Annotated in this window: 17 protein-coding genes and 2 pseudogenes; 11 read left to right on the top strand and 8 right to left on the bottom strand. The window is 70.3% G+C overall.

Going from position 1 to position 17,971, the window contains the following annotated elements; all coding sequences use genetic code 11:
- Positions 1 to 266: 266 nt before the first annotated feature.
- Positions 267 to 767, top strand: a complete 501-nt coding sequence (locus tag ACEPPI_RS10070) for a hypothetical protein (protein WP_373914882.1) — start codon at positions 267 to 269, stop codon at positions 765 to 767.
- Here the strand turns inward: ACEPPI_RS10070 and ACEPPI_RS10065 are convergent.
- Complete coding sequence (locus ACEPPI_RS10065) at positions 653 to 1,270, bottom strand: TetR/AcrR family transcriptional regulator (RefSeq protein ID WP_373914951.1); 618 nt, start codon at positions 1,268 to 1,270, stop codon at positions 653 to 655. The genes ACEPPI_RS10070 and ACEPPI_RS10065 overlap by 115 nt on opposite strands.
- A 308-nt stretch (positions 1,271 to 1,578) precedes the next feature.
- Here ACEPPI_RS10065 and ACEPPI_RS10060 point away from each other — a divergent pair, with 308 nt between their 5' ends.
- Positions 1,579 to 2,751: a hypothetical protein gene (locus tag ACEPPI_RS10060; RefSeq protein WP_373914881.1), complete on the top strand. Its 1,173-nt coding sequence runs from the start codon at positions 1,579 to 1,581 to the stop codon at positions 2,749 to 2,751.
- Between the two features lie 457 nt (positions 2,752 to 3,208).
- Here ACEPPI_RS10060 and ACEPPI_RS10055 read toward each other — a convergent pair whose 3' ends face one another.
- Positions 3,209 to 3,340 carry a hypothetical protein gene (locus ACEPPI_RS10055; protein WP_373914880.1) on the bottom strand — a complete coding sequence of 44 codons (132 nt, stop codon included), beginning with the start codon at positions 3,338 to 3,340 and terminating at the stop codon, positions 3,209 to 3,211.
- A gap of 21 nt (positions 3,341 to 3,361) precedes the next feature.
- Between ACEPPI_RS10055 and ACEPPI_RS10050 the strand changes: the two genes are divergently transcribed.
- From ACEPPI_RS10050 to ACEPPI_RS10035, 4 genes are all read left to right on the top strand, one after another.
- Positions 3,362 to 3,952: a DUF1963 domain-containing protein gene (locus ACEPPI_RS10050; protein ID WP_373914879.1), complete on the top strand. Its 591-nt coding sequence runs from the start codon at positions 3,362 to 3,364 to the stop codon at positions 3,950 to 3,952.
- Positions 3,953 to 4,457: 505 nt separating this feature from the next.
- Positions 4,458 to 5,810, top strand: coding sequence for a discoidin domain-containing protein (locus tag ACEPPI_RS10045; RefSeq protein WP_373914878.1), 1,353 nt, complete (start codon positions 4,458 to 4,460; stop codon positions 5,808 to 5,810).
- Complete coding sequence (locus tag ACEPPI_RS10040) at positions 5,810 to 7,066, top strand: MFS transporter (protein ID WP_373914877.1); 1,257 nt, start codon at positions 5,810 to 5,812, stop codon at positions 7,064 to 7,066. The genes ACEPPI_RS10045 and ACEPPI_RS10040 overlap by 1 nt, the downstream gene beginning before the upstream one ends.
- On the top strand, positions 7,063 to 8,049 hold the full coding sequence (locus ACEPPI_RS10035) for a hypothetical protein (protein WP_373914876.1): 987 nt from the start codon (positions 7,063 to 7,065) through the stop codon (positions 8,047 to 8,049). The genes ACEPPI_RS10040 and ACEPPI_RS10035 overlap by 4 nt, the downstream gene beginning before the upstream one ends.
- 180 nt (positions 8,050 to 8,229) lie before the next feature.
- On the opposite strand, the gene ACEPPI_RS10030 is transcribed toward ACEPPI_RS10035, so the two are convergent.
- The gene (locus ACEPPI_RS10030) at positions 8,230 to 9,597 is read right to left on the bottom strand and encodes an erythromycin esterase family protein (protein ID WP_373914875.1); all 1,368 of its coding nucleotides are present in this window, start codon (positions 9,595 to 9,597) and stop codon (positions 8,230 to 8,232) included.
- 843 nt (positions 9,598 to 10,440) lie between these two features.
- Between ACEPPI_RS10030 and ACEPPI_RS10025 the strand changes: the two genes are divergently transcribed.
- Complete coding sequence (locus ACEPPI_RS10025) at positions 10,441 to 10,731, top strand: hypothetical protein (RefSeq protein WP_373914874.1); 291 nt, start codon at positions 10,441 to 10,443, stop codon at positions 10,729 to 10,731.
- Between the two features lie 303 nt (positions 10,732 to 11,034).
- Here the strand turns inward: ACEPPI_RS10025 and ACEPPI_RS10020 are convergent.
- Positions 11,035 to 11,541 (bottom strand): annotated as a pseudogene (locus ACEPPI_RS10020) (LysR substrate-binding domain-containing protein); the annotation flags it as partial.
- 512 nt (positions 11,542 to 12,053) lie between these two features.
- On the opposite strand from ACEPPI_RS10020, the gene ACEPPI_RS10015 reads away from it, so the two are divergent.
- Together ACEPPI_RS10015 and ACEPPI_RS10010 are read left to right on the top strand one after the other, a co-directional pair.
- Entirely contained in the window at positions 12,054 to 12,560 is a 507-nt protein-coding gene (locus ACEPPI_RS10015; protein ID WP_373914873.1) for a SigE family RNA polymerase sigma factor, read from the top strand.
- A gap of 20 nt (positions 12,561 to 12,580) precedes the next feature.
- On the top strand, positions 12,581 to 13,429 hold the full coding sequence (locus tag ACEPPI_RS10010; protein WP_373914872.1) for a hypothetical protein: 849 nt from the start codon (positions 12,581 to 12,583) through the stop codon (positions 13,427 to 13,429).
- 168 nt (positions 13,430 to 13,597) lie between these two features.
- On the opposite strand, the gene ACEPPI_RS10005 is transcribed toward ACEPPI_RS10010, so the two are convergent.
- The gene (locus tag ACEPPI_RS10005) at positions 13,598 to 13,732 is read right to left on the bottom strand and encodes a helicase (protein WP_373914871.1); all 135 of its coding nucleotides are present in this window, start codon (positions 13,730 to 13,732) and stop codon (positions 13,598 to 13,600) included.
- Between the two features lie 299 nt (positions 13,733 to 14,031).
- The gene (locus tag ACEPPI_RS10000; protein ID WP_373914870.1) at positions 14,032 to 15,642 is read right to left on the bottom strand and encodes an alpha/beta hydrolase; all 1,611 of its coding nucleotides are present in this window, start codon (positions 15,640 to 15,642) and stop codon (positions 14,032 to 14,034) included.
- 285 nt (positions 15,643 to 15,927) lie between these two features.
- On the opposite strand from ACEPPI_RS10000, the gene ACEPPI_RS09995 reads away from it, so the two are divergent.
- Positions 15,928 to 16,332, top strand: coding sequence for a hypothetical protein (locus tag ACEPPI_RS09995; protein ID WP_373914869.1), 405 nt, complete (start codon positions 15,928 to 15,930; stop codon positions 16,330 to 16,332).
- On the opposite strand, the pseudogene ACEPPI_RS09990 reads toward ACEPPI_RS09995, so the two are convergent.
- Positions 16,297 to 16,666 (bottom strand): annotated as a pseudogene (locus tag ACEPPI_RS09990) (transposase); the annotation flags it as partial. The gene ACEPPI_RS09995 and the pseudogene ACEPPI_RS09990 sit on opposite strands and share 36 nt — an antisense overlap.
- Between ACEPPI_RS09990 and ACEPPI_RS09985 the strand changes: the two are divergent.
- Positions 16,635 to 17,282, top strand: a complete 648-nt coding sequence (locus tag ACEPPI_RS09985) for an IS5 family transposase (protein ID WP_373914868.1) — start codon at positions 16,635 to 16,637, stop codon at positions 17,280 to 17,282. The pseudogene ACEPPI_RS09990 and the gene ACEPPI_RS09985 sit on opposite strands and share 32 nt — an antisense overlap.
- Here the strand turns inward: ACEPPI_RS09985 and ACEPPI_RS09980 are convergent.
- Complete coding sequence (locus ACEPPI_RS09980) at positions 17,260 to 17,748, bottom strand: hypothetical protein (protein WP_373914867.1); 489 nt, start codon at positions 17,746 to 17,748, stop codon at positions 17,260 to 17,262. The genes ACEPPI_RS09985 and ACEPPI_RS09980 overlap by 23 nt on opposite strands.
- Positions 17,749 to 17,971 lie beyond the last annotated feature (223 nt).

Raw genomic sequence — 17,971 nt, 5'->3', positions numbered from 1 at the left:
GAACACATGGACGGGGTACCGAACTCGTCGACTACGTCGGTCCACACGCGGTCCCCGTCTGCCCCTGAGTTCGGGCTACGGATCCTCCGGATGCCCTGCACCCAGGGAAGACCGGGATCGAGTGCGCCTGCTGGCGGCCGGGTATTGAGGGCGCCGGCGGTCACCGCTCTGGAGTACCCCGACTCCGGCTGAACTCGCGGGGCCGACCGGAGCGTGTTCTGGAAGGAGCAAGGCAGCAGGGCACGTAAGGGTCTCTAGGCCGGCTCGTGGGTTTCTACTCCCTGGTGCTTGAGCCCGCAGAGGTGGACTTGGCGTTCGTGTCCGACGAGGCGCAGGGGACGGGGGTGGGGGGACTGCTCATGGAGCACATGCTCGATCAGGCGCAGAGTGAGGGCCTGACCGGTGTGCGTGTCGTGTCGCCCCCCCGGCGGACCGGTTCTACCTGCGCATGGGCGCTGAGCGGGTCGGTGTGGTCGCCCCCACGTCGCCGAAGGCCAGGTGGGAACGTCCGGAGCTGCGATTCGCCGTGTACCGCCAACGTGTCACCGGCGCCGTGCCCACAGCCGTTCGTTACCGAGGCCGTTGGGAAAGCTCCCACATGGACCGGCACCCCGTCATCCATCGTCTCCCGCACCCACATCCGACCCGCGTGTCAAGGGAATCGGGACCGTGCGGCCACCTCCACCACGGTGACGCGGTGGCAGCCGGCGTTCGACGGAATTGCCCGGGCACCTGGCTGCGCAGTCCCGGCACCGCCGCCTCGGTGACCGCCGCCACGCGCCGAACTCGCTCTACCGGACGAGGAACCTGGTGACCTGCCGCGCCACGCTCTCCGGGTCGGCATCCGCCGGGAGCGGGAGCGTGCCGCTGATCTGTAGTGCCGTGAACCCGTGAACCCGTGAACCAGTGACCAGGCAGCCAGCGTGGCGATCTGCTGGTCCCCGTCTTCAGCGCGGGCGGCCAGGAGGGCTGCGCCGCTGCGCAGTGCCTCGGCCGCGCGGGCCCGGGCGGCGGTCAGGTCGGCGGAGTCCGTGCGGCACAGGGCGGGCTGGAACATCACCTCGAAGTGCCCGCGATGGGTCAGTCCGAACCGTACGTAGGCGACACCGACCTCGGTGAAGTCGCCGGTCCGTTCCCACGTGGCGTTGAGCGCGTCGGCGAACAGGTCGAACCCCTCGACGGCCACAGCGGTGAGCAGGCCCGCCTTGTCGCCGAAGTGGTGGGCGGGTGCGGCATGGGAGACCCCGGCTCGTCGGGCAAGGTCGCGCAGGCTCAGTGCGGTGGCACCGGATTCCTCGATGGCCTCGACAGTTGCGGCCAGGAGCGCGCGGGCCCCTCGGACGGACGGATGAGGCGGCGCAGCGGAACCGCCCGCCGCTCACCACAGGCCGCATCGCCGCAGACGGGTGCGGGAGGCGTTCCCTGCGGCTCCCCGCTCGTGGATTCAGGGCGAAAGCATGTCCATCATGACAGGTCAGCGCCGTTTTTCGTAGGACGGAACGCACAGTTCGCGAGGGTTGTCCGATCCGTTCCCCGCCTCTCAGAATCTCCTTCGTGCGTCATCCGGAGACAGGGGGAATGGTGACGATCGATCACGACGCGGTGCTTCGGGCCCGTGTGCTGCTGCTGGGGTCCGGCCGGCCGAGTCGGGCCGAGCTGGTCGGTGCCTACCGGGTTCTGGCCGAGGTGAGTCCGAAGGCGTACGTGCCGAAGTTGGTCGAAGCCCTGCTCGCGCTGCGCCACGAGAGCCGCGATCCGAAGGTGGACGTCGCGCTGACCGCCGAGGCTTCCCGGGCCGCTCGCAGGATGGAGGCCGGGGCGCCGAACCGGGCGGAGCGGTTGCGCTGGGCCCTGGACGCCCACCAGGCATCCTTGTTCGCCCTCGGGCGCAGAGCGGAAGGACGCGCGATCTGTGAGGAGCTGGCCGCGGCCGGCCGGAGCGAGCCTCTGGCGAGCGTTCTGGCCGAGGAGGGGCGCTTCAGGGAGGCCGCGGAGCTCGACGAAGAGGCCGCCCGGAACGGGATTCCGGAGCACTCCTTCTGGAGCATGGTCCGGTGGGCGGCGAACCTGGAGGGCGCCGGGCTCCACGACGCCGCAACGACCGTCTTCAGCGAACTCCTTGAGGAGACCCGGCGCGAGGCAGCCGAACAGCGCACCGCTCTGGCGATACTCACCTGGGAGTTGGTTCACTTCTCCCGGATGCGGGACACCGTCGGGGACGGGGCGGATGCTGCGGCCGCCCGCCGAGAGGCCCTGAGCGTCCTGGAGGAGCTCGCGACCACGGGCGAGCCGAAGAACTGGAGTTGCATCCTCAGGTGGTGGAGAACGCTCTTCGTCCTGTCGGGGCGGGCAGCCGAGCCCGCCGCGAGCCCCGAGTCCCCGATGCCGCCGTTCGGCACGGAGCTCCGATGGTCGCACGACGTGCGGGACGGTTTTCTCGGCATGCTGCCGGGCCTCGAAGCGGAGGCGGCGAGACTGCGCGAGGCCGACCGGCTGCCCGAGCTGGTCGACGTCCAGCGCAGGATCGGCATCCGCGCGGCCGTCCGCGAAGGCGACCACCCCTACCTGTTCGAGGAGCGGTTCACGCCGTACTTCGACGAGGCTGTGACGCTCGCGCGCCGCCTGCCCGACAACCCCGCACGCCTCGCCCGCGCCCTCACCGACCGGTCGATGTTCCTCGTCGCGGCACGATCCTTCGAACCCGCTCATGCCGACTTCGCCGAGGCGGTCGCCCTCCTCCACGACCGCTGATCGCGCCGCCCGGTCGCCGCGTCCCCGTGCCGGGCACGAGGATGCGGGCCAGGCCGTCGCGGTGCCACCGGTACCGCGCCCCGGGCCAATGGCAGCCGATCCCAGCCCTGCTGAAGGCTGGGATCGGCTGCTTCACCTCCGAGTCCGCGTGCCCCGACTCGGCACGATCCGAAGCAGGACCCGGAGGCTGCCGACGGCGGTCGTGGCGATGCCCGCTGAGCACTCCGGCTGGCACAACCCGGCAGGTCGCACGCTCAGCTCGACGCACCCTCCAGACGGCGGCGACTTTGTCGCCGACATCGTCGGCGGTCTTCGCCCAGACGAATGGTCGGGGATGCTCGTTCCGGTCGGTGAGCCAGTCCCGGACATCGCGTTCGAGGGCCTGGTCGGAGCGGTGGACGCCACGCTTGAGCTTCTTCCGAGTGAGCTCGGCGAACCACCGCTCGACCAGGTTCAGTCAGGTCGCGCCGGTCGGCGTGGAGTTGGAGGTGGAACCGTGGGTGGGCAGGCAGCCACCGGGCGTCCCGTGGGTCGCGTAGTCGTCCAGGATGAAATGGACCTGCGGGTCATCCGGAACGGCCCGCCGCATCCCCGCGCGTACAGTCCCGGCATGACGATGTTCCTCCTCGACGGCGGGCCGGTCGCCCCGGACGCCCCGGTCACCCGCACCGGCGGCACACCCCTGGCCCCCGCCGGCACCCCGTGGCCGGCCTGCGCCGCGTGTGCCGCACCCCTGCAGTTCCTCGCCCAGATCCGCCTCGGCGACCTCCCCGGGCACACCACCCCCGCCCCCGGGGTACTGGCCCTGTTCATGTGCGCGAACCGCCCCGGACGGTGCACACAGTGGAGCCCCACCGCGGGCGGCAACCTCGCCCTGCTGCTCCCCGACGGCGGCCTGGAGCCCGTACCGGCCCCCGACGGTGTGGATCGGGAACTCCTCGGACTCGGAGCCGTCCGCGCCGCCGTACCCGCCCGCACGGCACCCGGCACCGCGACGATCCTGGGCCGGTCCGGCGGCAGCCCCGACTGGCTCCAGGACGATGAGACACCCTCCTGTCCCACCTGCGCGCAGCCCATGGCCTTTACCGTTGAACTCACCGAAGGCCCCGACCCCGTCACCGCGATGAACTTCGGCTCCGGCCGCGCCTACGCGCACACCTGCACCCCCTGCGGCCGCGCGGCACTCCTGTGGCAGTGCTGACCGCCCCCGACTCCCCACGGCCGGCCTCCACTGCACAGTCCTGCCCGCTCATCCGGGACCCGCAGCCCCAGGACGCCTGTCTACCGGGCTGAACGACCGGTAGCCCGAGGTGGCGTGGGCGATGCCCGCCCTGCCCACGGCCTCGCCAGGGAGGGTCCCGGCTCGACGTCACCGTCCTGAACACGAACCGGACCCGCCCACCGTCTCCCCGCCCACCGGCACGGCTGGCGAGCAGAGCAGCGCGGCGGCGCGTCCCGAACTCCTGCACACCGCCCTCGTCCGGCCCCGCAGACCGTGATGTCGAACCACTGGTAGGAAACTTTCCTATCGGCTACGCTCCCCGACGGCGGCCCGGCACGGTGCCTGATGGCATGGGCATGACGTGCTCAGCGAGAGCTCTGACCCGGCCGCCGTGACGCCGTCCCCTGCTCGCCCCGGGGTTCGGAGGGCGGCGTTCCCCGCACCGGTGTCCAGCTCTCGCCGTTCCCAGGTCAAGGAGTCAGGCATGCACCTGCGCGCCTCCACCCCACCACCCACATCCGGCAGTCGGCTTCGGCCCGCCCTCCTCGTCTTAACCGCGGCGCTCGCCCTCGTCGCCGGGCTCCTCCTGGCCTGGCCCGGCCGGGCGGGAGCCGCGGCCGACCCGCTCATCTCGCGCGGCAGGCCGGCCACCGCCTCGTCCACCGAGAGCTCCTCGCTCGGCGCCGCGAACGCCTTCGACGGCGCCGCCTCGACCCGCTGGGCCAGCGTCGAGGGCAAGGACCCGCAGTGGATCCGCGTCGACCTCGGGGCCGGCGCCACCGTCTCCCGGGTCAAGCTGACCTGGGAGTCCGCCTACGCCAAGGCCTATCGCGTCGAGGTCTCCGCCGACGGCGCGACCTGGACCAAGATCGCCGAAGAGAAGGCCGGCAACGGCGGCACCGACGACCTCGCCGGCCTCTCCGGCAAGGGCAGGTACCTGCGCGTGTACGGCACCGCGCGCGGCACGGCGTACGGCTACTCCCTCTTCGAGGCCGAGGTGTACGGCACCGTCGACGGCGGCCCGCCCCCCGGCGGCGGCGCCTTCACCGTCGTCGCGGCCGGTGACATCGCCGCCCAGTGCACGGCCTCCGACAGCGGCTGCGCGCACCCGAAGACCGCCGCCCTGGCCCGGCAGATCGACCCGAAGTTCTACCTGACGATGGGCGACAACCAGTACGACGACGCCCGGATCGCCGACTTCCGCGCCTACTACGACAAGAGCTGGGGCACCTTCAAGGACAAGACCCACCCCGTGCCCGGCAACCACGAGACGTACGACCCGGCCGGCTCCCTCGCCGGATACAAGGCGTACTTCGGGAACATCGCCTACCCGCAGGGCAAGAGCTACTACAGCTTCGACGAGGGCAACTGGCACTTCATCGCCCTCGACTCCAACGCCTTCGACCAGACGGCCCAGATCGACTGGCTCAAGGCCGACCTCGCCGCCAACGGCAAGCAGTGCATCGCCGCCTACTGGCACCACCCGCTGTACTCCTCGGGCGGACACGGCAACGACCCCGTCTCCAAGCCCGTCTGGAAGATCCTCTACGGAGCCAAGGCCGACCTCGTCCTGAACGGACACGACCACCACTACGAGCGGTTCGCCCCGCAGAACCCCGACGGCAAGGCGGCCGCCGACGGGATCGTGGAGATCGTCGGCGGCATGGGCGGCGCCGAGCCCTACCCGATCGAGCAGGTGCAGCCCAACAGCCAGAAGCGCATCAGCGGCCAGTACGGGGTCCTGAAGCTCGACTTCACGGACTCCGGCTACGGCTGGACCTACGTCGCCGCCGACGGGTCGGTCAAGGACACCAGCCCCAAGTACAGCTGCCACTGATGTACCTGGCCAACACCGGCCGCCCGGACGCGCCGCCCCGCCCCGCCGGGGCCCGGCGGCGCGTCCCCGCCACCGTCGTCGCGCTGGGCGCGGTCAGCCTCGTCACCGACGTCTCCTCCGAGATGGTCACGGCCGTGCTGCCGCTCTACCTCGTCCTCGGCCTCGGCCTCTCACCCCTCCAATTCGGCTTCCTGGACGGCATGTTCAACGGGGCCACCGCCCTCGTCCGGCTCCTCGGTGGCCGCCTCGCCGACCGCGGCGGCCACCACAAACGCGTCGCCGGCGCCGGCTACCTCCTCTCCGCCCTCTCCCGGCTCGGGCTGCTCCTCGCCGGCGGCGCCACCGCGGGGATCGCCGCCTCACTCGCCGCCGACCGACTCGGCAAGGGCGTGCGCACCGCCCCGCGCGACGCGCTGATCTCGCTCAGCGGCCCGCCGGAGACACTGGGCCGGGCCTTCGGAGTGCACCGCGCCATGGACACCACCGGTGCACTCCTCGGTCCGCTCGCAGCCTTCGCCGTGCTGTGGGCCACCGCCGACGCCTACGACGCGGTGTTCGCCGTCAGCTTCTGCACGGGCCTGCTCGGTGTGCTCCTCCTCGTCCTGTACGTCCCCTCCGCCGCCCCCGCACCACCGATCCGGTCAACACCCCTCCACCGTCGTGCACTTCGGGACCCCGCCTTCCGCCGGATCCTGTACGCCGCCTCCCTGCTCGGAGCCGCCACCATCGGCGACTCCTTCCTCTACCTGCTCATCCAGCGCGGCCTCGACCTGCCGCCCGCCCTCTTCCCCCTGCTGCCGCTCGGCGCCGCCACCGGATACCTCGTGCTCGCCGTCCCGGCCGGCCGGATCGCCGACCGCGTCGGGCGCCGGCTGCCGTTCCTGGCCGGACACCTCGCGCTGCTCGGCGCGTACGCCGTCCTGCTGTTGCCCGTTGCCTGGCCCACCGCGATCGCGGTACTGGCGCTCCTCGGCGTCTTCTACGCCTCCACCGACGGGGTCCTGATGGCCTTGGCCGGCCCCGTGCTGCACGCGCACCGCCGGGCCGGCGGGCTGGCGGTGCTCCAGACCGGCCAGGCACTGGCCCGGCTGCTGGGCGCGGCGGGCTTCGGGGCCGCCTGGACCTTCTGGGGGCAGGGGCCCGCCCTGTGGACGGCGGCGCTCGCGCTCGCGGGCGCGCTCGCGGCCGCCTGGCACATCCTGCCCGCTCCCGTATCCGCTCCCGCTTCCGCCCACGACGCCCCGGAGGCACCGTGAACCGCCGACCGCCACAGCTCCGCCGCCTCGCCCTCGTCGTACTCTCCGTCCTGGTGCTGGGGGGCGGCTCCCTGGGCTACGTACTGCACGCCAGACACCGCGGCCTGCCGACTGCGACCCTGGACGGATCGTTCAGCCTGGCCGAACCCGGGCTCTACTACCGGGACTCGGCCACCGGACAGGTCGCCCGCCGGAGCGGCACAGGGGGGCCGCCCGCCACGGGAGGCCCCGCCTGCGAGCGCTTCTACGCCGCGGGGGAACGCGCCCTGTGCCTGCGCAAGCTGCCCGGAATCCCGGCCCGTACCCAGGCCCTCGTACTGGACCGGCGGCTGCGCGAGATCAAGCGCGTGACCGTACCCGGCATCCCCAACCGGGCCCGCGTCTCGGCCTCGGGAAACGTACTGTCCTGGACGACCTTCGCGACCGGCGACTCCTACGCCACGACCGCCTTCTCCACCCGGACCTCCATCCTCGACCTGCGCACCGGCTACCTGATCAAATCCATGGAGGAGATCCCGCTGACCATCGACGGGACCCGCTACCACGCCGGCGACGTCAACTACTGGGGAGTGACCTTCGCACGCGACGACAACCGCTTCTACGCCACGGTGTCGACCAAGGGCCGCACCCACCTCGTCGAGGGGGACCTGCGCAACTGGTCCGCGAAGGCCCTGCGCGAAAACGTCGAATGTCCGTCCCTCTCCCCGGACGACACCCGCATCGCCTTCAAGAAGAAGGTCTCCGACGACCCCGCCGCACCCTGGCGGCTCTATGTCCTGGACCTGGCGGACATGCGCGAACACCCGCTCGCGGAAACGCGCAGCGTCGACGACCAGGCGGCCTGGCTGGACGACAAGACCGTCGGCTACGCCCTCCCCGGACGGGACGGACGCGCCGCCGACACCTGGTCGGCCCCGGCGGACGGCACGTCCGAACCCCGCCTCCTGATTCCCGGCGGCTCCTCCCCGTCCGCCGTGTCCTGACCTGCCGGGAAGCGTTCGACGGCCCCGCCGAATCCCTTCTGCCGTCGGTGACATCGAATCCACACCGAACCGGAAGGCGCTCACTCGTTCATGAGGCCTCGGCCGAGACCTGAACCATCCGTCCACAACCTCCCGGGGCAATACGGAGGCAGTGCACCGGAGCGCGGCTCGGCGGGTTCGTCATGGCTTCAGCTTGTCGGCCTCCCGGATTTCGTGGAGGTGGATGAGGAGATCGAAGGACTTGGCGATCGCGACGTCGCGGGGCTTCTCGGGGAACTGCGTGCCGATGTTGAGGGTGGGTCGGGCGACGTTCAGCCAGGCGCGCGCGGCGGCCGGGGCCTTGCGGACGTCGAGGTAGAAATCCTGGTAGCGGACCTGGTCAAGGGTGTGCTCGTTCCTCCCGGGCTCGGCGGCGCCCACGGTGAATTTCTTCCAGTCGCCGCCGAGGGCGGCGTCCTTCGACAGGAACGAGCCCTGGTTGAAGGTGAAGCCGATGGGCAGGTAGTTCTTGCCCATGGTCTCCCGCAGGAACGACCCCTGCGTCTTCGAGTACAGCTCGGGGTCGTCGGAGACGTAGCCGACGTGGTTGTTCTGCGCCGACACCAGGATCTTGTCGCCGGTGCGCTTCTGCCACCATGCGACGTTTTGCGCCATCACCTCGTCGCGGAAGCGCTGAAGGCTGTTCAGGGACTCCTGGTCGGCGGGGTTCAAGGTGAGGAACCTGGCGGTCTGGGCGATCGAGCGGGCGTTCTGCTCGGCCCAGTCGAAGGCGTCTGTGCCGGAGCCCTTCTGACTGCTGACCAGTTCCAGACCCTGCTGCGCCTTGGCGGCGAGCTGCTGCCGCTCCGCGAGCGGCTTGGCCAGGTAGGCGAAAACGTCGTCGATGGGCCGCAGGCCGGCGTAGAGCTCGTTCAGCCGCGGGAGGGCCTCGGGGTGGTTCTTTTCCACGTAGCCGGTCACGCGTGCGAAGAACGCGTCATTCAACGAGGGGGCGCCGATGTCGTCGCCCATGAAGTGCACGGGGCGGTCGGGGTGGTCGCGGTTGTGGTTGCGCATCCACTCGATGAGACTCACGAATTCCTCGCGTTCCCAGGGAGAGCCGGCCAGCGTCTGTGCGGCGATCTTGCGGGCATCGCCCTTGCCGGTCTGGAGGTAGTCGTCGATCTGGAGTCCCGCGGACCAGCTCAGCTCCAGGGCGAAGGTGGTGAAGCCCTTCTCCTCGACGAGGTGGCGGAAGACCCGCTCTTTCATGGTGAAGAACTCGTGGGAGCCGTGGGTGGCTTCGCCGAGGCCGACCACCTTGGCGTCGCCGATCATCCCGGACAGGGCGCGCAGGTCGGCCGTGTTCCCGCCGGGCTCGGTCGCACGCAGCGGGTGGGCCGCCTGCTCCAGTACGCGTACCGGGTTCTGCTTCCCACCGGCCGTGGGGACCTCATCGATGGTGACCGCATGGACCGCCACCGGAGTAAGGGCCGCCCCCGCCGCGATCACCACCGTCGCCATCAGCCACCGGCGGCTGATGCGCATGCGCTTCGTGTGAATAGCCATGTGTTCTTGCCCTTCGATCAACTTGCGTGTGAATCTTTGAGAAAAATCAATGCCCGCGATCCCGTTGCCGCCCGCCGAGGCAGCCGCAGTCCCTTCCGGGGCCGGCCCCTCTCCGGGCGGTTTCTCTCGAAGGAAGTCACCGAGCCGGCTTTCGGTGAATCGGTTCATCGGCGCCTGGCCCACCGACACCCGTCCGGTTCCCGGCAGCACCCAGAGGGAGGGATCTCCATGGATGGATGTCTCGTGGAGCATCCGGTCCGGGCGTGAATCACGGGGACTTCCGTTCGGCTCGATCTCGGACAGTGCCCTTACAGCGAATCACCGGATTTCACGGAGATCGTCCGAGTGCGGGATGAGAAGTCGCCCGGGGCCATGGGACTGTTCGTCTGTCGGACCGGGACCTGGGTCCTGGTCCTGTCTCGGCTGTAGGGCGGATTCAGGGGCCGCCCGCGACCGGGCCCTGACCTCGGATTCCGGACACCGGAGAGACTTGGATCTTGACGGTCCAGGAGACCGGAGTCCCTCTGGGAGTGAATACCGAGACACTCCGGAACTGGATCCGGGCCGCCGACGCACAGCGCTCCGGCTCCCACTCCGCGCCGGGGACCGCAGCGAAGTCACGTGGCGACCACGTTCCGGCGGAGCCGGCCGCAGCCCGGAAGAGGATCCGTGAGCTGGAGCAGGCGCGCGACATCCTCCACAAGGCGGCCCGGCATTTCGCGACGGAGACGAGCAGCCGCCACGTCGTCCCGGTGAGCCGGCAGCCGGCCGGGACCTGCGACGCCCCGTCCACTGCGCGACGGGCCGGCCACTCTGGCCCAGGCCGACGACACCGTGCGCGTCGTGGAGACGGAGGTGACCATTCCCGTCTCCTCCGGCGGATACCCCGGCAGAGCCTCGGCCGCAGCCGACTGCCCGACCGGCGAAATCCGGACCGGCGGCGGCGCCGACGTGGAAGCCGGCAACGCGCACGCCCAGAGGTACCTGCTGCAGTCGAGCAAGCCGATCGGCGGAGAACGGTGGTGGGCCTTCGCAACGAACATGGACACCGTCAACCCGGGCAGGCTCCGCGTCTACGCCATCTCCGCGAGGGTGGTCAAAACCCCGACCCTCACCACCCCCATCAGTTCCTGACACACCTCCGAAACCAGCGGGCCCTCGCCAGACCGGCACATGACCGGACAACGAGACCGCTCACATCAGACGGCTGATCACCGAAGGCGGGACGCGGCCACCGCGAAAGGGGCGGTGCCCCGCCTTCGGCGGCTTGCCGGAGCTCATCAGGTCAGGCCTGTCCCTCACCACCTGCCTGTATTCCGCACCTCCAGGAAACATCGGCACGCTCCTTGATGAGGTGAATGCTGGCTTTGTTCACCAGAACGGAGAACGGACAGCCTGTGTTCACCACTTCGGGAGGCAGCTCCGAGGGGTTCACGAGACGGCGCGCACCACTGGGCCCTCGCGCGGCGTGCCGCCGTTCCAGTACGACTGCCAGACGGGGTCGGTGCCCTGCGGGAACCGGAACCAGCGGCGGTCGCTCAGCTCGGCCAGATGCAGCCGGTCGCGGCGGGCCGGCGGATCGTCGGCGCGCAGGACTACACCGACCGGATCGGTTCGCAGCGCACGCACCGTCAGGGCGGTCTCGTCGAAGGGCGCCCGGGCCAGGGCGACGTCGACCAGTCCGGTGCGCAGCCCGCACGTCGGGTCGGTCAGATCGGTGTCGCGGATGCGGATGCCGATGCCGGGGTGGGTTCGACGGTAGGCGGCGGCCGGCCTGGACACTCCCGGGTCGGTGCCGTCGCCCAGGATGCCGACGGTGATGGTCGCGGCGCCGGCTGCCGCGCTCACGCGTACACGGACGCGGTCGGCATGGCCGAGCAGGGCCCGCGCCTCGTCGAGGGCGTTGTCCCAGTACTGACCGGTGGGTCCGACCGGCAGCCGGATACCGAACTCCGCTGTCAGGGTGGTGAGTTCGCTACTGGTGTATTGGCAGCCGCGGTCGGAATGGATCACCGGGCCGGCGTCGAGCCGGTCACGGCGCTGCCGCTGGTTGGCCGGCCACATCCCCGTGCGGTGGGCGGACCCTGTCCGGGCAGGCGCCTGGAGGGCCCGCACGGACCGCGCCGGGGTGACGCTCAGCCTGCCGGCCTGGCCTGCTGCTCCTCGTTGAGCCGGGCCCAGACCCGGGCCGGCTCCACTGGGCGAAGCGCTGGTAGACCGTCTGCCCGCCTTGGCCGAACACCGGCGGCAGCTGCACTCGGCGGCAGCTGCCGCCGGGTGCAGCCCGAAGTCGTCACGAAGATGATCGCGGCTTCGCGGTCACCCGCCCGACCCGGCCGTCCTGATGATCAGAGGTGGAAGAGAAAGAGCTCCCGCCCGCGCGACATCCTGACGTCTCGCGTAGTCAAGAGGGGTATGCACGTAGATCACGAAGCAAGAGAACAGGCGGGGACCGAGTGAAATCAGCACAGGAGGATGAGTACCTGGAGTTCGTGGCCACAAGGGCAAGGGCGCTCTACCGCTCGGCTTACGCACTCGCGGCCGGCGACACGCATCTTGCCGAGGACCTGGTCCAGGAGACCCTCAGCCGGGTGTACGTGCACTGGAACCGGGTGGCCGGTGCGGACAGGCCAGCGGCCTACGCCCAGACGGTTCTGGTCCGTACCTTCCTCAGCATGCGGCGTCGGCGCAGCACCGGCGAGCGCCCGATCGGAAGTGTGCCCGACACCCCGGAGTCCTGCCCCGACGCCGCACTGCGGATCACTCTGCTGGACGCGCTCGGCCAACTGCCGCCCCGCGACCGGGCGGTGCTGCTGCTGCGCTACTGGGAGGGCCACAGCATCGAGGAGACCGCCCGGATGCTCAGGCTGAGCAGCAGCGCGGTCCGCTCGCAGGGCACCCGGGCACTCGCCAGGCTGCGTGCCCTGCTCGGTGACAGCCTGTCCGATCTGGTTCCGCATTGAGCGCTGGTGCACGCAGGTTCATGCCGCCGCAACACCCCCATCAGCAAGAGAGAAGTGATGACACCATGCCGTTCGAATCAGACCTTGCACATGCCCTGGACCGCACGACGAACTCCCTCGAACCCGATCTCACCGCGCTCCTGAGCGGAGCCGTCCAGCGCGGGCGGAGCCGTCGGCGTCGGCGCAGCGCCGGCGTCACCGCCGGGATCGGCGCCTGTGCCGTGATCGCGGGAGCCGCCCTGGTGATTCCCGGCGTGCTCGCACGGATCCACTCCGCAGGCTCCGACATGGAGACGGTGGCGCTGGCGACGCCTCGTTCTGCGATTACCGGCGATCAGATGATCCAGGCCCTGGAACAGACGCTCCCCGGGGGGCGATTCAGTCAGGTGACCGGACAGAGCAACAACCCCTTGGATCCGCACGGTGGGTACGTCGCCAACGGTGAACTGGTCGTCGACGACGGGCACGGCGCTGCCTTCGTCGGCGTCTCGGCCGTGCGGCTCAAGCTGCCGCTCAAGGACGGCGACGGGCTGAGCTGCGAGCGGACGCCCGCGCGTGCCGCAGGCGACACCTGCACGCTGAGCGAGCTGCCGGGCAGTGCCGCGATTCCGGGCGGGGCTGTGGTGATGTCGGAGCAGAACGCGGCCGAACACCCGGCCCGGGCGGACACCGCCCGCCGGTGGACGGTGACGGTGACCCTGAAGTCGACCGGCGCGCAGCTGCAGCTGGTGCAGTGGAACAGCACCGGCGGCGGCAGCGGCTCCGACACACCGAAGCCGACCCGTGCCGCGCCCCCGCTGTCCGAACAGCAGGTGGTGGCCGCACTCACCGGTGCCGCCTGGGCGCCGATCCTCGGCGCTGTCGGCTGAGCCGTTGCGACGCCGAAGGGGGTTGTGCCTACCGCAGGCTCCTGGGCCCAGTCCGAGGGTTTGGACACCACTGAGCCTGACCCTCATTGCGGGGCCCGATCATCCGCACTCAAGGGGTCGCTCGTGCGGCCGATCACCCCAGGGCGGCCGCCGTGATCGGCCCCGCCGTCACGAGCGGGCCCACTCCATCCCGAGCTGGGCGAGGGCGGCGAGCTGTCCGGCATCGAGTCGGTTGCGGCGCTGTTTCTGGTTGGCGATCCATACCCCGGTCCGCTGCTCACTTCCGTCGGGGAGGATCTCCACGTGGGACCTGCCTGGAGTGCCGCGGCCTTCGCGCTCCATATACTGCGTGAGACCCTGAACCCCCTTCTGAAACGCCTCGGCGCCCCGCCCGGACCCACCTTTCCCCGCAGCCGCCCGCCGGGCCGGTACGACCCGCGCCGGGGTGACGCCGAGCGTGCCGAGCCGGGTCTGCTGCTCGGCGTTGAGCCGGTTCCAGTCCCGGCGTTGGGCGGTGAGCCGGCGTCCTACGTCTTCGCCGCCGCTGACCGCTTGACCGGGTTCAGCCGATTGCAGTGGGGCCGGGCGGCCGGGCCCTGTCGTCAGCGGGCTCCGGCACCTTCCGGATCCGGGGTGGGCGGCGGGTTGTGGCAGGTCACGTCCTTCGCGGGCAGCTGTCCCGTCGAGAGGTACGCGTTGACGGGTATGTTGGCGCAGGCCGTGGGGCTGGAGAGATACACACCATGCCCCTCACCCCCCAGCGCCAGCACCATCCGCGACCCCTTGAGCGCCTGGTGCAGCCCCTGGCCGGTGCCGAGCGGGGTCATCGGATCCCACTCGTTCTGTACGGTCAGGACGTCGGCCCGGGTCTTCATGGGCGTGGTGGGCTCCAGCGGCCGCTGCCAGAAGGCGCACGGTTTGATGTTCGACGCGAAGTCCCCGTACAGCGGGTGCTCCACCTTGTCCCGCGCCGCGTCCCGCGCGTACTGCTCCGGATCGCGGGGCCAGCTGTCCGTGTCCCCGCACACCACGGCCCAGTACACGGCGGTGACGTTGCTGGCGGGAACGGCGTCAGGACCTTCCGGCTCCCCTCCCGCGTCGACACCCGGGCCGGCGGCCCGGACGTCGCCGAGCGGTGAGTGCGCGCCGGGCCCCTTCCTGTCGGCACCCTTCCCGCTCGCGCCCGGATCGGTGCCACCGGGCGGCTGGGGCGCCTTGTCGGCCGATGCCTTGATGGACTTGATGACGGCCGAGGCACCGTGGGGATCGAAGAAGAGCGACGGGTCGGCCCTGATGTCGTCACCCGTCATCTTCTCCCCGTAGTGGATGATCGGGTCCCGGTCGGCCCGCGCCACCAGCGCCCAGAAGGTGGCCGAGACCGCCTCGGGCGTGGCGCCGAGCCCATAAGTGTCCGAGCGCTCCGCCGCCCACCGCGTCCACCGCTCGAAGGCGGGCTCGGCTCCGGTCCCCCACGCCTGGATCATGCCGCGCCAGACGCGCCCCGGGTCCACGCCGCTGTCCAGGACGAACCGGTCGGTGCGCTCCGGGAACATCTGGGAGTACACCGCGCCGAGGTACGTCCCGTACGAGTAGCCCAGGTACGAGACCGTCCGCTCGCCCAGTGCGGCGCGGATGACGTCCATGTCGCGCGCCGCGTTGCGGGTGGTGATGTAGGGAATCACATCGCCCGACTTCTCACGGCACTTGTCGGCGATGCCGCGCGCCCAGGACACGTCCGAGGCGAAGGTCTCGGGCCGGTACGCCCCGCCGACGCCCACCTCCGCTTCGCTCAGATCACCACAGCCGATCGGGCTGCTCTCGCCGACGCCGCGCGGGTCGAAGCCGACGAGGTCGTAGCGGTCGCGGACGTCCTTGGGCATCTCGGCATTCGTCCGTATCGGCCGGTAGAGCCCCGAGGTCCCGGGGCCGCCGGGGTTGAGGAGGAGGACGCCACGCCGTTTGGCGGGATTCTCGCTCTTCATCCGGGATATGGCGAGGTTCAGGGTGCGCCCTTCGGGTCGCTGGTAGTCGAGCGGCACCTTGAGGGTGGCGCACTCGTACGCCGCCGGCCGATCGGGGCTGCAACGGTGCCAGGCCGGCGTCTGTCGCAGGTACGCGGGGGCCGGGGCGGCGGAGGCCGATGGCGCCGCCAGCCCGGGAAGGGCGGCGGCTAAGAGTCCGGAGGTGGCGAGCAGCCGTGCGAGACGTTTCATGCGCGTGGTCCCGTTCCTTCGTCGGGTGAAATCGCTTGCGTCTCGACTGTGTTGGACGAGCGGGTCAGACCGGATCATTCCCAAGATTGATCTTCCATCCCCCGCACGTACTACCTTAAATCCGGACACGTGGCCGAGACTCATCCCCAAGATCCGCGTATCCGCCGGAGCTTTTGGGACGGTCCCGCCCGTCCACTCGTAGTCCCCTCCCCCTTAGAACTCCTGACAGAATGACTCTGTGGGGTCGGCTCCTCGTCGCGGGGTGCTGTCGGGCAACATGGGGCGATGGACTTCGATCAACCGCTGCCTCGCGAGCTGAAGGCCGTTGATTCGTCGTCCCTGTTCAAGCTGGAGGAGCGGGGGTGTGACCTCGGCCTGAGCCAGCGGTTGGACCCGGCTTGGGTGCAAGCGAATGCGGCGCCTGATGGCACCCACTACTTGTGGCCGGCCTTGTGGCACAGCCTGCCCCACCGCCCGGACGTTCCACATCAGCTGCGGTGCGAGCTGTTGATCACTCTGCGCGCGGGAGACCGCGTGAAGAGCCTGCTGGACGTGCTTCCCGATGACTTCACCCCGCTGCCCCAAGTGACCTCACGCGACGAAGGCATGCAGGTCAGCCAGCTCTTTGACCATGCTCCTTCGGTCAGGGAATGGCTACTGCGGGAGGGCGAGGGCTCGGGGGAGCTGTGACAGGCGCCGCCAGCAGATAAGCGGGCATCCCAGGGTGAGGAAGGCTTCGTGGATGTCGTCGCGGATTTCCCAGCGGATCCGCAGGCGGCGGAACCAGTGCAGGTGGGCGAAGGTGCGCTCGACAACCCAGTCCGGAGCCGTGTGCGGTGCCGCGTCGCGCGATCAGTGGCTTCACGCCGAGCGCGCGGACGAGGCGGCGGTACTTGTCGTGATCGTAGCCACGGTCACCGAGCACGACGTCGGGGCGGCGCCGAGGGCGGCCTCGCTTGCCCCGCACGGGCGGCACTGCCTGGAGCAGTGGAATGAGCTGGGTGACGTCGTTGCGGTCGATGCCCGCGGACTTGCCCGCGTGGGACCGCGTCTACGCCTTCTTCCGACGCTGGCGCGACAAGGGCTGGACGGCCGAGTTCCACGACCGGCTGCGGGACCGGATCCGTGAATCGGCCGGCCGCGTCCGGGAGCCGACCGCGGGCGTCATCGACGCCCAGTCGGTGAAGGCAGCCGCGTCGGTGCCGGCTGCGACCCGTGGCTTCGACGGCGGCAAGAAGGTCAACGGCCGCAAGCGCCACATCGTGGTGGACACCCTCGGCCTGCTACTGACCGTCGTTGTCACGGCGGCGTCCGTCACTGACCGGGACGCGGGACAGACACTGCTGGCCCGACTGCGCGAGCGGCACTGGCGCATCACGCTGGTCTGGGCCGACGGCGGCTACACCGGCCAACTCGTCGCCTTCGCCCACAACGTGCTGCGGATCGCGCTGACGGTAGTCAAACGCAGCGACAACAACATCGGCTTCGTCGTCCTGCCGAAAAAATGGCTTGTCGAGCGCACGTTCGCACGGCTGATGCGCTCACGCCGCCTGGCCCGCGACTACGAAACCCGCACCGACAGCGCCGCGGCGATGATCAGATGGTCGATGAGCATGGTCATGAGCCTCGCCCGGCGATGACACTGAACACTCCGGGACGCTCCTCTGCCACCCAGCCCCGCGCAGCCAGGCGCTTCACCTTCGACCGCACGCCCTCCACCTTCGCGGGCACCGGCTCCAGCCCTACCGCCACCGCGAGTTCCCGACAGTCCATCGCCACGGCATCCGACCCACTCCCACCCGCCAGAGCGTTCATGAGCTGCTGGTGATCCGGCGCCAGCACCGCAATGGTGAGTCCTTCCCGCCACACCGGCACCACCGAACCCGGCATCGCACCCACAATCCGCGTCGGCTGCCCGTCGGCGATCACGGCCAGTGCCCCTTTCTCGGCTCCGCGAGGTTCCGCCAGGACCTCAGCCACCGCCTCACGGGCGATCACGAATCGCTCCCACACGGCCTCTGCCTCCCGCAACTCGGCCTGAAGGGCATCCACCCGCTGCCGAGCGGCGCGTTCACGCTCCTCCAGCAGCCCCATCACCGACGGCATCCGGCACCTCCACCGCAGAGACGACACGACATCTCGTCCCTGCCACTGAACGCCCGGACACATACCTGACCAGCGGAAACGCACCCATCACTCTCGGAAAGACAACGGCTTCTAAGCTTGATCTTTAACCTCGCCTGTCATCCGACCTGCTGAGATCTATGGTTTTCGGGGGCACGTGAGGCGGCCGCCCTCCACGCTTCGAGATGTCGAGTAACGAAGTGTC

Origin of the sequence: Streptomyces sp. AB3(2024) (genome assembly GCF_041862025.1) — a bacterium.
Classification (GTDB): domain Bacteria; phylum Actinomycetota; class Actinomycetes; order Streptomycetales; family Streptomycetaceae; genus Streptomyces.
The sequence above is the reverse complement of the archived record's forward strand: the minus strand, read 5'-3'. Positions and strand labels throughout refer to the sequence as shown.